The organism is Microbacterium sp. 8M, assembly GCF_902506375.1.
Lineage (GTDB): Bacteria > Actinomycetota > Actinomycetes > Actinomycetales > Microbacteriaceae > Microbacterium.
This window is the reverse complement of record NZ_LR733284.1, coordinates 556,427-570,118: the sequence shown is the minus strand read 5'-3', so window position 1 is coordinate 570,118 and position 13,692 is coordinate 556,427. Positions and strand designations below refer to the sequence as shown.

General features: G+C 72.8%; 11 protein-coding genes. 3 read left to right on the top strand and 8 right to left on the bottom strand.

Annotation, left to right across the window (positions count from 1 at the left end):
* Nucleotides 1-145: 145 nt before the first annotated feature.
* Nucleotides 146-1,885, bottom strand: a complete 1,740-nt coding sequence (locus AERO9AM_RS02585; RefSeq protein ID WP_159574757.1) for a cation:proton antiporter — start codon at nt 1,883-1,885, stop codon at nt 146-148.
* Between the two features lie 277 nt (nt 1,886-2,162).
* Nucleotides 2,163-3,008, bottom strand: a complete 846-nt coding sequence (locus AERO9AM_RS02580; protein WP_236602452.1) for a phosphoribosyltransferase — start codon at nt 3,006-3,008, stop codon at nt 2,163-2,165.
* A 212-nt stretch (nt 3,009-3,220) separates the two neighbouring features.
* Between AERO9AM_RS02580 and AERO9AM_RS02575 the strand changes: the two genes are divergently transcribed.
* Together AERO9AM_RS02575 and AERO9AM_RS02570 are read left to right on the top strand one after the other, a co-directional pair.
* Entirely contained in the window at nt 3,221-4,264 is a 1,044-nt protein-coding gene (locus AERO9AM_RS02575; protein ID WP_159574756.1) for an LLM class flavin-dependent oxidoreductase, read from the top strand.
* Nucleotides 4,265-4,638: 374 nt separating this feature from the next.
* Entirely contained in the window at nt 4,639-5,268 is a 630-nt protein-coding gene (locus tag AERO9AM_RS02570; protein WP_159574755.1) for a nucleoside/nucleotide kinase family protein, read from the top strand.
* 150 nt (nt 5,269-5,418) lie between these two features.
* On the opposite strand, the gene pheA is transcribed toward AERO9AM_RS02570, so the two are convergent.
* Nucleotides 5,419-6,381 (bottom strand): prephenate dehydratase, encoded by a 963-nt coding sequence (pheA, locus tag AERO9AM_RS02565; protein ID WP_159577326.1) that lies wholly within the window; start codon nt 6,379-6,381, stop codon nt 5,419-5,421.
* Between the two features lie 164 nt (nt 6,382-6,545).
* On the opposite strand from pheA, the gene pgm reads away from it, so the two are divergent.
* Nucleotides 6,546-8,189 carry a phosphoglucomutase (alpha-D-glucose-1,6-bisphosphate-dependent) gene (gene pgm / locus AERO9AM_RS02560; RefSeq protein WP_159574754.1) on the top strand — a complete coding sequence of 548 codons (1,644 nt, stop codon included), beginning with the start codon at nt 6,546-6,548 and terminating at the stop codon, nt 8,187-8,189.
* A 246-nt stretch (nt 8,190-8,435) separates the two neighbouring features.
* Here pgm and AERO9AM_RS02555 read toward each other — a convergent pair whose 3' ends face one another.
* From AERO9AM_RS02555 to AERO9AM_RS02535, 5 genes are all read right to left on the bottom strand, one after another.
* Nucleotides 8,436-9,500: a LacI family DNA-binding transcriptional regulator gene (locus AERO9AM_RS02555; protein ID WP_159574753.1), complete on the bottom strand. Its 1,065-nt coding sequence runs from the start codon at nt 9,498-9,500 to the stop codon at nt 8,436-8,438.
* Nucleotides 9,497-10,294: a sugar phosphate isomerase/epimerase family protein gene (locus AERO9AM_RS02550; protein WP_159574752.1), complete on the bottom strand. Its 798-nt coding sequence runs from the start codon at nt 10,292-10,294 to the stop codon at nt 9,497-9,499. Before AERO9AM_RS02550 ends, AERO9AM_RS02555 begins: the two co-directional genes overlap by 4 nt.
* 123 nt (nt 10,295-10,417) lie before the next feature.
* The gene (locus AERO9AM_RS02545) at nt 10,418-11,284 is read right to left on the bottom strand and encodes a sugar phosphate isomerase/epimerase family protein (RefSeq protein WP_159574751.1); all 867 of its coding nucleotides are present in this window, start codon (nt 11,282-11,284) and stop codon (nt 10,418-10,420) included.
* Nucleotides 11,281-12,474, bottom strand: coding sequence for a dihydrodipicolinate synthase family protein (locus AERO9AM_RS02540; protein WP_159574750.1), 1,194 nt, complete (start codon nt 12,472-12,474; stop codon nt 11,281-11,283). The genes AERO9AM_RS02545 and AERO9AM_RS02540 overlap by 4 nt, the downstream gene beginning before the upstream one ends.
* 7 nt (nt 12,475-12,481) lie before the next feature.
* A complete protein-coding gene (locus AERO9AM_RS02535) occupies nt 12,482-13,624 on the bottom strand; it encodes a Gfo/Idh/MocA family protein (protein WP_159577325.1) in 1,143 nt (380 codons plus the stop codon).
* Nucleotides 13,625-13,692: the final 68 nt, after the last annotated feature.

Sequence of the window (13,692 nt, the reverse complement as noted above, 5' to 3'; positions counted from 1 at the left end):
ATACGGCATGCGACCCTCGGATCCTTCCGGATCCGGGGGTCTCCTGCTGTCCCCGGATGACTTCAGGTCGCGATTTCTGCGCTTCCCGGCGTCGTTTGGCGCCGAAAGTGCGACCTGAAGGACGGGGATGGATCCGGATCCGGCGTCAGCGCTCGGCGGGGCCCGTCGCTACCCGGGTGTCGAGGGCGAGCTCCTCGGCGTCCATCGCGTGGACCAGCTCGCGCATGACCTCCTCGTTCAACGTGCCCGCGTCGCGCTCGGTGATGAGCACGTCGCGACGCACCTGCAGCCACCCCTTCGACAGGCCGACGAGCTCCTCGCGGCTCGGGCGCGGCATGCTGTCCTCGTCGCGCTGCCCGTTCTCGGTATCACGCTCCACCCGGGTGAACCGCTGCGCGAAGCGGTCGAACCAGCCCAGCGACGCCGCCCCGTGCTGCTGCTCCCACGCGGCGCGCCTCTCGTCGAGGAAGACCTTGCCGGCCTCGCGCGTGCGGGCGCGCACCTGCGCCAGCTGACGGCGATCCTCCTCCTCTTCGTCGGTGACGTCGGCCACGCCGAGCCCCTTGATGAGCAGCGGCAGCGTCAGCCCTTGCAGCAGCAGCGTGCCCACCGTCACCAGGAACGCGACCACGACGATCGCATGCGACGCCTCGCTGTCGAGCCCGGCGAGGTCGGCCGCGGCGAGCGCGGTGGCCAGGGTCACCACGCCGCGCATCCCGGCCCACGAGATCACCGCGTTGTCGCGCCAGGTCAGCTGCGACTCCCGGAAGCGCTCGCGCAGCTCCGCCTCCGTCGCGCGGCGACCGGGCCGCCCCAGCCGCCGCTGCTTCTCGGCGACCGCGTCGACGCGCTTCTGGAGTTCCCCCGACGCCAGCGCCTTCTCGAACTGGCGCAGCCGCAGCCGCGACCAGAACGCGCCCCACGCCGACGCCGGGTACACGAACATCGGCCGCACCAGCAGCACCACGATGAACACCGCCGCGGCGAGCCAGAGGACGCCGCCCACCTGCGTCGCGCCGAGCTCGGCGAGCACCGGCGGCAGCTGCAGCCCGATGTATGCGAAGACGAACGACTCCAGCAGGAAGTCGGCCGACGACCAGATCGGCGCCTCCTGCATCCGGGTCGCGTAGCTCGTGCGCGGCGCGTTGTAGCCGACGACCAGCCCCATCGCGACGACCGCGAGCACACCGGATCCCTCCAGGTGCTCCGTGATCGCGTACACGCCGAACGGGGCGAGCAGCCCGAACGTGCCGATCACGACCGGATCCGAGATCCGCATGCGCAGCTGGTGCATGCCGAGACCGGCGACCACGCCGATGCCGACCCCCGCGACCACGGCGACGACGAAGTCCTTCAGGCCGCTGCCCACCGTCACGGTGGTGCCGGCGAGGATCAGCGCGAACACCCGGTACAGGGTCAGCGAAGTCGCGTCGTTGATGAGGCTCTCCCCCGACAGCACCGTCATCACCCGGCGGGGCAGCCCGAGTCGGCGCCCGATCGCGGCGGCGGACACCGCGTCGGGCGGCGCCACGATCGCGCCGAGCAGCAGCGCGCCGGGAAGGGTCAGAGACGGCATGATCAGCCACGCCACCAGCCCGACCGCGGCGGTCGTGACGATCACCAGGCCCACCCCGAGCCGACGGATCTGCGGCAGACTGCGCCGGAAGCTCACGACCGACACGTCGAGCGACGCGGAGTACAGCAGCGGCGGCAGCACGAACGTCAGCAGCACGTGCCCGTCGATGCGCAGGTTCGGCACCGCGGGGATGAACGACACCGCGAGCGCCACGACCGTGACGAGCAGCGGCGCCGGCCAGCCGCGCCAGCGGGCGACAGCCGCGACGATGACGGATCCGACCAGCACGTAGAAGATCTCGGCGTCCATGGCGCCAGGCTACCGGGGCGGCTCTGTCGCACCGCTGTCGCGGTGCTGTCGCCGGCGTCGCTGTCGAGCCGTCGGGTCGCTGTCGCGCGGTCGGGGTCGCGGTCGCGCGGCTCCGGCGGGGTCGCTGTCGAGCGCTCCGGTTCCTGAGCGAGCGCAGCGAGACGAAGGGCGGTTCCTGAGCGAGCGCAGCGAGACGGAGGACGGTTCCTGAGCGAGCGCAGCGAGACGAAGGGCGCTCGACGACGTGGGGGCGGCGAGGATCCGGATGGCCTCCGGCTCAGCCGCCGGTCTCCGCGGCGAGGATCCGGATGACCTCCTCGTCGGAGGTCTGGCGGAAATCGAGGTAGTGCATGCCGACAGCCATGAAGTCGTCGGGGGCCGCGAGACTCACCACGGCATCGGCGTCGGGTTCCGGTCCGGCGCGCAGCGCGGCGAGCGCATCGGGTGCGGCGACCGGCACCGCCACCACGACCCGCGCGGCGCCCCGGGCGCGCGCGATCGCGCAGGCCGCGCGCACGGTCGCCCCCGTCGCGATGCCGTCGTCGACGATGAGCGCCGTGCGTCCCGTCAGCGGCACCGGAGGGCGCCCGCCGCGGAACAGCAGCGCCCGGCGCTCCACCTCGGCGCGCTCGCGGCGCTCCCCCGCGCGCACCGCCTCCTCGTCGACCCGGGCGACGCGCACCACCTCGGGGTTGCGGACGGTCGCGCCCTCCTCGCCGACGGCGCCCATCGCGACCTCCGGCTGCCAGGGCACGCCGACCTTGCGCACCACGAGCACGTCGAGCGGAGCGCCGAGCACCTGCGCCACCTCGGCCGCGACGGGCACCCCACCGCGGGGCAGGCCGAGCACGACCGGATCCGGTGCGGCAGCGCCCGGCGTCGGGGCGCGTGGGCGTGCGCCTGCGCCCGGCGTCGGGGCGCCCGGGCGCGCGCCTGCCGCGGCATCGGCACCGGGGCCCGCACCCTTCCCCCTGGGGTCCGCGGCCACCGGGCTCGCATCCGCGCTGCCCCTCCCGCTGGGATCCGCGGCCACCACCGCGTTCGCACCCTTCCCCGTCGGGTCCGCGGCCAGCCGCATCCCGAGCCGGCGCCCGGCGTCGGCGCGATCCACGAAGCGGTCCATGCCTCCGGCCTACGCCGGTGGCGCGGACGGGTCAAGGGTCACCGGCGTGCGCAATTCAGGCTGGGCGACTCCGTCCCGACCGGACCAGCGACTTCCAGCGTTGCAGAGTCGCGCGCAGCCTGATTTGTGCCGGGACGGAACCGATCTGGATCAGGAATGCCGCGGGACTCGGATCCGGAATGCCCCGGGATCCGGTCGCGTTGCCCTGAGGGATGTCTTCTCTCGCGCTCTCCGTCCTCGACCTCGTCCCGGTGCGCACCGGGCAGACCAGCGCTCAGGCGGTGTCGGCGTCGCTCGCCCTCGCCGCGCGCGCCGACGAGCTGGGCTACCGGCGGTACTGGTTCGCCGAGCACCACAACATGCCGGCCGTGGCCTCGACCGCCCCGCCGGTGCTCATCGCTGCAGCCGCTGCGCGCACGCAGCGCATCCGCGTGGGATCCGGCGGCGTCATGCTGCCCAACCACGCGCCGCTCATCGTCGCGGAGCAGTTCGCCGCGCTGGAGGCGATCGCCCCGGGCCGCATCGACCTCGGCATCGGCCGCGCCCCGGGCAGCGACCCCGTGATCACCCAGCTGCTGCGCGCCTCCGGCACGGCCGGCGACGTGGAGCGCTTCCCCGACCACGTGCAGGACATCGCGCTCATGCTGCAGCCCGACGGCGCCACCGTGCAGTTCACGTCGGGCGGCGAGTACGCGGTGCGCTCGACGCCCGCCGCCACCGGCGCGCCCGAGGTGTGGCTGCTCGGATCCAGCGACTACTCGGCGCAGCTCGCCGCGTCGCTCGGCCTCCCCTACGTCTTCGCGAACCACTTCTCCGGCCACGGCCTCGACCGCGCCCTGTCCCTGTACCGCGACGGCTTCCGCCCCACCGAGGCGCACCCCGAGCCGCGAACCTTCCTCACCGCGAACGTCGTCGCCGCGCCCACCGCCGAGGAGGCCGCCGAGCGCGCCATCCCGCAGCTGCGGATGATGGCGCGGCTGCGGCTGAACCGTCCGCTCACCGCGCTCGAGACCGTGGAGCAGGCACGGGCCGCCCTGGCCGCGAGCCCGGACCCGCAGGAGGAGCAGATCCACGCCGCCGCCCTCGCGAACTGGTTCGTCGGCGACGCCGCCTCCGTGCGCGCGTCGCTGGAGGCCTTCGCCGAGCAGCACGGCGTCGACGAGATCATGATCTCCCCCGTCGCAGGATCCTTCTCCGCCGAGGATCCGCACCGCACGCCCGGCCGCATCCAGACGCTGGAGCTGCTCGCCGACTGAGGCAGGCGCGGCCGCGGGCGGAGAGCGCGCGACCGGGGACACGGCGCAGCGCTTTGTGAGCCCGACCGGGACGAGATGAATAGGGGCGCCAGGATCCGGCTGCCGACGGCGTTTCCCGCTCACGGGTCCGTCCGTATCCCCTCAGAGATGGAAAACGACGCTGCGGCGGGGCTGCGAGCAGCGTTTTCCATCCCGCGGGCCTATCCGGATCCCCTCAGAGACGGAAAACGACGCTGCGGCCGTGCTGCGAGCAGCGTTTTCCCTCTCGCGGGGTGGGCGAAGCCCCTCCCGGCGCCAGCGCCCGATGGAGAGGCCGCCCGCACCTCGCACCCCGCGCGCCGCCACACCCGGCCGCACCCCGCTAGAGTGCGAGCGTGCCAGAGCTCGACCCCGCCCTCGTCGCCCGTGCGGCCGTGCTGGCCGGACGGGCGGACCGGGTCGTGCTCGGCATCGCCGGCGAGCCCGGAGCCGGCAAGACCACGCTGACCACCGCCCTGCTCGCTGCGCTCACCGCCCGGGGCGTGCCGGCGGCGTGGCTGCCCATGGACGGATTCCACCTCGGCGACGCCAACCTCGATGCCCTCGGCCTGCGGCAGCGCAAGGGCGCGGTCGAGACCTTCGACGGGTGGGGCTACCTGGCGACGCTGCGGCGCGTGCTCAGCGAGGTGGACCATCCGGTCTACGTGCCCGGGTTCGAGCGCACGATCGAGCAGCCGATCGCCGCCGACCGGGTGATCCCGCCCGGTCCCGCGCTCGTGCTCACCGAGGGCAACTACCTGCTCGACGAGACCGCGCCGTGGCCGCTCGTGCGCGACGTCGCCGCGGAGATCTGGTACGCCGACGTCCCGCAGGACCTGCGGATCCGGCGGCTGGTGGCCCGGCACGTCGCGTTCGGCAAGTCGCCCGCCGAGGCCGAGGCCTGGGTGGCGTACGTCGACGAGCCGAATGCGCGGCGGATCCGCGCGCGCCGCGACCACGCCGATCTCATCGTCCCCGTGGGCTGACGGCGACGGCGTCCCACGGCCCCGAACCCGGGTTCAGGTCGCGATCTCTGCTTCAAAACCGGCGTCTTGCCGCAGAAATTGCGACCTGAACGCGCGGACGCCAGAACACCCGAACGCCAGAACGCCAGAACGCCAGAACGCAGCGGATCCCTAGGCCTCGGGCTCGCCGGCGATGAGACCCCGCAGCCAGTCGCGCGCCTCGACGAACACGTCGTCCGCGTAGCGCTCGGGGTACTTCACGATGCGGCGGTCGGCCCGGGGGTACGAGCCGAGATAGACGACGCGCGGGCTGAACCGGCGGATCCCGAGCAGCGCATCGGCCATGCGCTCGTCCTGGATGTGCCCGTCCGCGTCGAGCACGAAGCGGTACCGGCCCAGCTCGTCGCCGATCGGGCGGGACTGCAGCAGCGACAGGTTGATGCCGCGGGTGGAGAACTGCTCCAGCAGCTCGAGCAGCGCACCGGCGTGGTCCTCGGGCAGTTCGACGATGAGCGATGTCTTGTCGGCGCCCGTCGGCGGCGCGGGCGCCACGGTGCGGGCCACGAGCACGAAGCGGGTGACGGCGTTGTCGTTGTCGCCGATGCCGTCGGCGAGCAGCTCCAGCTCGTGGTGCTGGACGATGCCGGGCGCAGCGATCGCGGCGTCGGCGGGCAGGGATCCGTCCAGGATCCCGAGGGCCGAGGCGACGTTGCTCGCGGCGGGCACGTGCTGGTGCCGCGGGAGGTGCTCGCCCAGCCAGCCGTAGCATTGTGCGTACGCGACCGGATGTGCGGCGATCACGGTCACGTCCTCGATGCGCGTCCCGGGAGCGGCGACGAGCACGAAGTCCACCTTCACGAGGTACTCGCCGACGATCCGCAGCCCGGGCAGCGTCGCCAGCGCGTCGAGGGTGGTGGTCACCCCGCCCTCGACGGAGTTCTCGATCGCGATCATCGCCGCGTCGCTGCGCCCCTCCAGCACGTCCGCGAGCGCCTCGCCGACGTTGTGCACCGGGCGCCAGTTCTGACCGCGTGCCTCCGGGACCTGGTCCAGCGCAGCCTCGGTGAAGGTGCCCGCGGGACCCAGATAGCTGTAGGTGCGGCGGGCGGGGGCGGCATCGGTCACGGCGTTCAGCCTAGTCCGCGCCGTCGGACGCGCCGGCGTCCGTGACCTGCGGGGTCCGTTCGGCGGGATCCGGCACAGGAGCCGCACGGATCCAGGACGGGAGCGGATCCGCGTCGGCACAGGCGCACGGAAATCAAGATGCGAACCTCGTCCCGACGCGGCAGACTGTCGGCATGACGAGCCGTGCCGGCCTCCCCGCGGAGGAAAGCGACCTGATCGACGTCGACGAGCTGATCGCCGCCTACTACGACCGGATCCCCGATCCGGCGGTGTCCACGGAGAGAGTCGTGTTCGGCACGAGCGGACATCGCGGTTCGTCGCTGAGCGGCAGCTTCAACGAGCAGCACATCCTCGCCACGACGCAGGCGATCGTCGACTACCGCACGGCGCAGGGCATCACGGGCCCGCTGTTCCTCGGCCGCGACACGCACGCGCTGAGCCGTCCGGCGGAGCGCAGCGCGATCGAGGTGCTCGTGGCGAACGGCATCGATGTGCTCGTCGACTCCCGCGACGCGTGGGTGCCGACCCCCGCGCTCAGCCACGCGATCCTCACCTACAACCGCGACCGCAGCGACGACGAGCCCGGACGCGCCGACGGCATCGTGGTCACCCCGTCGCACAACCCGCCCCGCGACGGCGGGTTCAAGTACAACCCGCCGCACGGCGGCCCCGCCGACACCGACGCGACCGGCTGGATCGCGAACCGTGCGAACGAGCTCATCGAGCAGGGCCTCGAGGGCGTGAAGCGCACCCGCTTCGCCGACATCGACGCCGGCAGCCTCGGCACCTACGACTTCCGCGACGCCTACGTGCGCGACCTGCCGTCGATCATCGACGTGGAGGCGATCAAGAAGGCCGGCGTCCGCATCGGCGCGGATCCGCTCGGCGGGGCCTCGGTGGAGTACTGGGCGCTCATCGGCGAGATGCACGGTCTCGACCTCACCGTCGTGAACCCCGAGGTCGACCCGACCTGGCGCTTCATGACGCTGGACTGGGACGAGAAGATCCGGATGGATCCGTCGTCGCCGTCGGCGATGGCCTCGCTGGTCGCCAAGAAGGGCGACTACGACGTGCTCACCGGCAACGACGCCGACGCCGACCGGCACGGCATCGTCACCCCCGACGCCGGGCTGATGAATCCCAACCACTATCTGGCCGTCGCGATCGACTACCTCTTCTCGCACCGCGAGGGCTGGGACCGCAATGCGGCCATCGGCAAGACCCTGGTCTCGTCGATGATCATCGACCGCGTGGCGGAGTCGCTGGGCCGGCGCCTGCTCGAGGTGCCCGTCGGGTTCAAGTGGTTCGTGCCGGGCCTGCTCGACGGCTCGGTCGCGTTCGGCGGCGAGGAGTCGGCCGGGGCGTCGTTCCTGCGCAAGGACGGATCCGTGTGGTCGACCGACAAGGACGGGATCCTGCTCTGCCTGCTGGCCGCGGAGATCATCGCCGTGACCGGCAAGACGCCGTCCGAGCGCTACCGCGAGCTCGAGGAGGCGTTCGGCGCCTCCGCCTACCAGCGCGTCGACGCTCCCGCCACGCCGGAGCAGAAGTCGGCGCTGTCGAAGCTGTCGCCGGAGTCGGTGTCGGCGACCGAGCTCGCGGGCGAGCCGATCACCGCGAAGCTCTCGCACGCGCCCGGCAACGGCGCGGCGATCGGCGGCCTCAAGGTGCAGACCGAGCACGCCTGGTTCGCCGCGCGCCCCTCGGGCACGGAGGACGTGTACAAGCTCTACGCGGAGTCGCTGCTCGGCGCGGAGCACCTCGCCCGGGTGCAGGAGGAGGCCCGCTCGGTCGTCAGCGCCGCGCTCGGCGGCTGACGCGCGTCTCACCACGCGGTTCCTGAGCGCGCCTGGTCTCGCCGCCCGGTTCCTGACTCGCCAGTCCCTGAGCGAGGAGCGCAGCGACGAGACGAAGGGCGTTTCGATCGCCCCCGGCGCGCGGTTCCTGAGCGCCCTTCGTCTCGCCACGCGGTTCCTGAGCGAGCGCAGCGAGACCAAGGACGCTCAGGGACCATCAGCGACGCGGTTAGGCGATGCCGGGCGAAGACGTCGCAGCGACGCCGGCTAGGCGATGCGCGGGGTGCTGCCGCGCACGATCACCTCGACCGGCAGCGGCGCCTGGGTCCAGTCCTCGTCGACGACGGCGCGGAACGCCTGGTATCCGGCGTCGTTGAGCGGCACCCGCACGGTCGTCAGCGCGGGGCTCACATCGCCGCTCGCGGAGACGTCGTCGAACCCGCACACCGCGATGTCCGCGCCGACCTCGCGGCCCGCCCCGCGGATCGCCGACATCGCGCCGAGGGCCACCACATCGCTCATCCCGAACACGAGCGTGCCGGGCTCGACGCCCTCGGCCAGCGCCGCCGCCATCGCCGCGGCCCCCGACTCCCTGCGGAAGTCGCCGCGATGGATCCGGTCCAGGCGCCCCCCGCCCGAAGCGAACCCGCGGGCGAAGCCGTTGAGGCGGTCGTCGGAAGTGCGCACGCCCTCCGCAGCGCCGATGCCGATCGCCCTGCGGTAGCCGAGCGCGGCCATGCGCCGGCCGAGTTCCTCCGCCCCGCCCGCGTTGTCGATCACGATCGCGCGCGTGCCGCTGCCCCCGGGGCGCTCCCCGAACGCGACCACGCGTCCGCCGTAGCGCTCGAACGCCGCCAGCTCGGCGTCGGCGGCGTCCGCCGCGCCCTCCTCGGCGCCGCGGTCCGCCCGGGATGCGGCGAGGATGATGCCCTGCGGCCGCTGCCCGCGCAGGGCGCGCAGGATCCGGTTCTCGCGCTCCGGATCCCGCTCGGTGATGGAGATCGTCACGACCAGGCCGCGCTCGTCGGCGCCGCGGGCGACACCTGCCGCGATCTGGCCGAAGTAGGGGTCGGCGATGTCCGCCACGAGGAGCGCGATGATCGGGGAATGCCCGCGGGCGGTCGCCTGCGCCGACATGTTGGGCGTGTATCCGAGCGATTCGGCGACCCGCTCGACCCGCTCCCGGTAGGCCTCGGCGACCTTGCGCTCCGAGCCGTTCAGCACGCGCGAGGCCGTGGCGAGCGAGACACCGGCCTCGCGTGCGACGTCCTGCAGCGTCACGGCATGAGGGGCGCCGGATCCGGTGCGCAGGGAAGGGCTTTCCGGTGTCATGCCCCGAGCATAGTTCCCGCGGGGGCGCCGGGGAGACCCCGCCGGTCGAGGTAAGTCCGCAGGGCGGCGGCCTCGGCGGCGAGGGCTGACGGCTCGTCCCCGGGCACGAACTCGAGGAGCGCATCGCGCGGAGGCACCGGGGCGGCGAGCGCGGCCGCGGCGAACGCCCGCCACAGCCCGTCGCGCGCGGTGAGCGTGAGGCGCTCCGCGGCGGGCCACCACGAGAACACGTGCACCGCGGAGACGCGGTCGGCGAGCCGCCGGTACTCGGCTACGGCGACGTCGTCGGAGGCGCCGACCGTGGGCTGCCAGTACGTGGAAAGGTGCGGGCTGCCGACCTCGTCCAGCACGCGCAGCGTCTGCTCCGCGTCGTCGGCGAGGGTGCCGCCGTGGAACTCGAGCGCGAGCGAGACCCCGCGCGCGCCGGCCTGGTCGGCGGCGGCCGCCAGCGCGTCGATCGTCGCCGCACGCTCCTGCGCCGTCGCGTCGGCGGATCCGATCCGCCCCGCCCAGACCCGGATCCGGTCGGCGCCGAGGGCCTCCGCCGCGTCGAGCACGGGGGCGATCTCCTCCCCCGCGTCGCCGCGGAAGTACGAGCCGTAGGAGGCGACGGCGAGGCCGGCGTCGGCGGTGATGCGCGCGACCTCGGCCGCGCGCGCCGTGTCCCCTGCGGGCGCGTGCACGTCGCCGCCCCACTCGATCGCCTCGAGTCCGGCGTCGGCGGCGAGCGCCGCGATCGCCGCCGGATCCAGCTGCCGGAAGGTCACGGAGCACAGTCCAGGTCGGATGCTCATGGGGTCAGCCTTTCATGCGTTCTGGCGGGGCGACGAGGGAGCGCCGTCGCTCTTCGACAGTCCCGGTGCGTCCTTCGTCTCGCTGCGCTCGCTCAGGAACCGCGAAGCGCAGCGGAGCAGGCGTCAGGCCAGGTGCGGCGAGACCGCCGCTGCGAAGGTCTCGGCGGTGCGGCGCACGACCTCGGCCGGATCCTGGGCCCAGATGTCCGCGTTGAAGATCTCCACCTCGAAGTCGCGGTCGTAGCCGGCCGCGACGACCGCCCGGGTGAGGGATCCGAAGTCGATGACGCCATCGCCCGGGTAGTGCCGGCTGAGCAGCACGTCTGCGGGCAGCGGCGTCTTCCAGTCGCACACCTGGTAGGTCGCGATGCGGCCCTCGCGCCCGGCGCGGGCGATCTGCTCGAGCACCTGGGGATCCCACCAGATGTGGAAGGTGTCGACGGCCGCGCCGACCACGGCGGGGTCGAAGTCGGCGGCGATGTCGAGCGCCTGGCCCAGCGTCGAGACCACGGCCCGGTCCGACGCGTACATCGGATGCAGCGGCTCGATCGCGAGTGTGACGCCCGCCGCCTGCGCGTCGGCGGACAGCGCGCCGATCGCGTCGCGCACCCGCTCCCGTGCGCCGATGAGGTCGCGCGACCCCTCGGGTAGCCCGCCGGCGACGAGCACGAGCACGGCCGTGGAGCCCTCGGCGCCGGCGGCGGCGAGCGTCGCCGTCTCCTCGATCGCGCGCCGGTTGTCGTCGAGTGCGGCGGCGCGCTCCGCTCCCTCGGGCAGGGTGAAGAACCCGCCGCGGCAGTGCGTCGTGAACCGCAGGCCGGAATCCGCCAGCATGCGCGCGGCCGCATCGAGACCGACCTCGTTCACGGGCTCGCGCCACAGCCCGATGGCCTGCACGCCGGCTTCGGCGGTCACGCGGAGCGCGGTGGCCAGGTCGGCGTACTTGATCGTGGCCTGGTTGATGGACAGGTGCGGATCCACGGCGGTCATGCGTCCACCCCGTTCAGTCGCAGCATGCCGTGCCAGCGCTCACGCGCGAGCTCCGGATCCTCCAGCGCGAGCGACGCGTTCGCGAGCTCGACGATGCGGCTGAGATGCGGCAGGCTGCGCGCGGAGTGCAGCCCGCCGACCATCTGGAACGCGGGCTGGTGGCCGTTCAGCCACGCCAGGAAGGCGACGCCGGTCTTGTAGTAGAACGTGGGCGCGGCGAACACCTGACGGCTGAGCTCCTCGGTCGGCCCGAGGATCTCGAGGTACCGCGCCGGATCCCCGGCGTCGAGCGCCTGGATCGCGGCCGAAGCGACCGGAGTGATCGCGGCGAACGCGCCGAGCAGCGCGTCGGAGTGGCCGCGACGCGGCGATTCAGGTCCTTCGTGAGCCTCAGGGACCGGATCCCCGATCAGGCCGACGTAGTTGAAGTCGTCGCCGGTGAACATGCGCACGCCCTCGGGGAGCTGCTCGCGCACCGCGATCTCGGACTCGGCGTTCAGCAGGCTCATCTTCACGCCGGCGACCTTGCCCGGGTTCTCGGCGATGATCCGCAGCAGCGTGGCCGAGGCTTCGCGCCAGTCGGAGGATCCGAAGTAGCCCTCCAGCTGCGGGTCGAACGCCGTGCCGAGCCAGTGCAGAACGACAGGGGTCGTCGCCTGCTGCAGCACAGCCGCGTACACGCGGAGGTAGTCGGTGCGCGACTCCGCCACCCGGGCGAGATGGCGCGAGGCCATCAGCACCGGCCCGGCGCCCTGCTCCTCGGTGAAGTGCAGCTGCTCGACGTAGGCGTCGATCACCTGCGACAGCGGGATCCGCTCCTCGTCGACGTGGTCGGTGTTGACGCCGACGACGACGGATCCGCCCTCCTCCCGTGCGACCTCGGCGCTGCGGGCGATGAGCTCGCGGGTCGCTGCTGCATCGAGGCCCATGTTGCGCTGCGCGGTGTCCATGGCGTCGGCGACGCCCAGGCCCCAGGAGTAGACGTTGCGGCGGAACGCGAGCGTGGCGTCCCAGTCGATGTCGGCGGGCTGCCCCGGGGTGTTGTCGGCGTGCACCTTCGGCACCACGTGCGCGGCGGCGTAGGCGACGCGGCTCTGCAGCGGCGCGGAGGGGCGTGTATACGCACCGGAGTCGTTGAGCGCGACATCGGAGGTCGCGCCGTCGACGGCGAGGAGGCGGATCGTCGTCATAGCGGCCTCAGTCCGCGTTCGCCGCGGCCAGGCTCAGCGCGGGCAGCGCGATCTTGCGCCCCTCGGCGGAGGACTGCAGGCCGGCTTCGGCGAGCTGCACCCCGCGGGCCCCGGCAAGCAGGTCGAAGGCGTAGTCGGTGCCCAGCACGTAGGAGGTCAGGTACTCCTCCCACTGCTGCCGGAAGCCGTTGAGGAACACGTCGTTCGTGGGGACCTCGGCCCAGTCGGCGTCGTAGTCGTGCTCGTCGGCCAGGTCGGGGTTCCACACCGGCTTCGGGGTGGCGTTGCGGTGCTGGATCTTGGCGCCGAACAGGCCCACGGCAGCGGATCCGTGGGTGCCGTCGACCTGGAACTCGACGAGCTCGTCGCGGTTCACGCGCACCGTCCACGACGAGTTGATCTCGGCGATGATGCCGCCGTCGAGTTCGAAGATGCCGTAGGCGGCGTCCTCGGCCGTCGCCGTGTAGCGCTCGCCCTTCTCGTCCCAGCGCTCCGGGATGTGCGTGGCGGCCTGGGCGTACACGCTCTTCACCTCGCCGAACAGGTTCTCCAGCACGTAGTTCCAGTGCGGGAACATGTCGCTGATGATGCCGCCGCCGTCCTCGGCGCGGTAGTTCCAGCTGGGGCGCTGCGCCGGCTGCCAGTCGCCCTCGAACACCCAGTAGCCGAACTCTCCCCGCACCGACAGGATCCGTCCGAAGAAGCCGGAGTCGACGAGCCGCTTCAGCTTCTGCAGGCCGGGCAGGTAGAGCTTGTCGTGCACGACGCCGGTCTTGACGCCGGCCTCGCGCGCGAGCCGGGCGAGCTCGAGTGCCTCCTCCAGGGACTCGGCCGTGGGCTTCTCGGTGTAGATCGCCTTGCCGGCGGCGATGGCCTTGCGGATCGCGGTCGCACGCGCCTTGGTCACGAGGAAGTCTGCATAGATCTCCCACTGCGGATCCGCGAGCGCGGCGTCGAGGTCGGTGGTGTAGTCGGCGATGCCGTGCTTGGCGGCGAGCTCCGCGAGCTTCTGCTCGCTGCGACCGACGAGGAGCGGCTTGACGGTGACGCGGGAGCCGTCGGGCAGCTCGATGCCGGCCTGGTCGCGAATCGCGAGGATCGAGCGCACCAGGTGCTGGCGGTAGCCCATGCGCCCGGAGACGCCGTTCATGATGATGCCGATCTCGCGGGTGGTGCTCTCCGCCACGATGGTTCCTCCGTCTCGTGCGCTCCGTCGGC

Coding starts and splice junctions, on each gene's coding strand:
- AERO9AM_RS02555 (WP_159574753.1), bottom strand. CDS start 9,500: ATGACACCGGAAAGCCCTTCCCTGCGCACCGGATCCGGCGCCCCTCAT.
- AERO9AM_RS02550 (WP_159574752.1), bottom strand. CDS start 10,294: ATGAGCATCCGACCTGGACTGTGCTCCGTGACCTTCCGGCAGCTGGAT.
- pgm (WP_159574754.1), top strand. CDS start 6,546: ATGACGAGCCGTGCCGGCCTCCCCGCGGAGGAAAGCGACCTGATCGAC.
- AERO9AM_RS02585 (WP_159574757.1), bottom strand. CDS start 1,885: ATGGACGCCGAGATCTTCTACGTGCTGGTCGGATCCGTCATCGTCGCG.
- AERO9AM_RS02580 (WP_236602452.1), bottom strand. CDS start 3,008: ATGGACCGCTTCGTGGATCGCGCCGACGCCGGGCGCCGGCTCGGGATG.
- AERO9AM_RS02535 (WP_159577325.1), bottom strand. CDS start 13,624: ATGAACGGCGTCTCCGGGCGCATGGGCTACCGCCAGCACCTGGTGCGC.
- AERO9AM_RS02540 (WP_159574750.1), bottom strand. CDS start 12,474: ATGACGACGATCCGCCTCCTCGCCGTCGACGGCGCGACCTCCGATGTC.
- AERO9AM_RS02575 (WP_159574756.1), top strand. CDS start 3,221: ATGTCTTCTCTCGCGCTCTCCGTCCTCGACCTCGTCCCGGTGCGCACC.
- AERO9AM_RS02545 (WP_159574751.1), bottom strand. CDS start 11,284: ATGACCGCCGTGGATCCGCACCTGTCCATCAACCAGGCCACGATCAAG.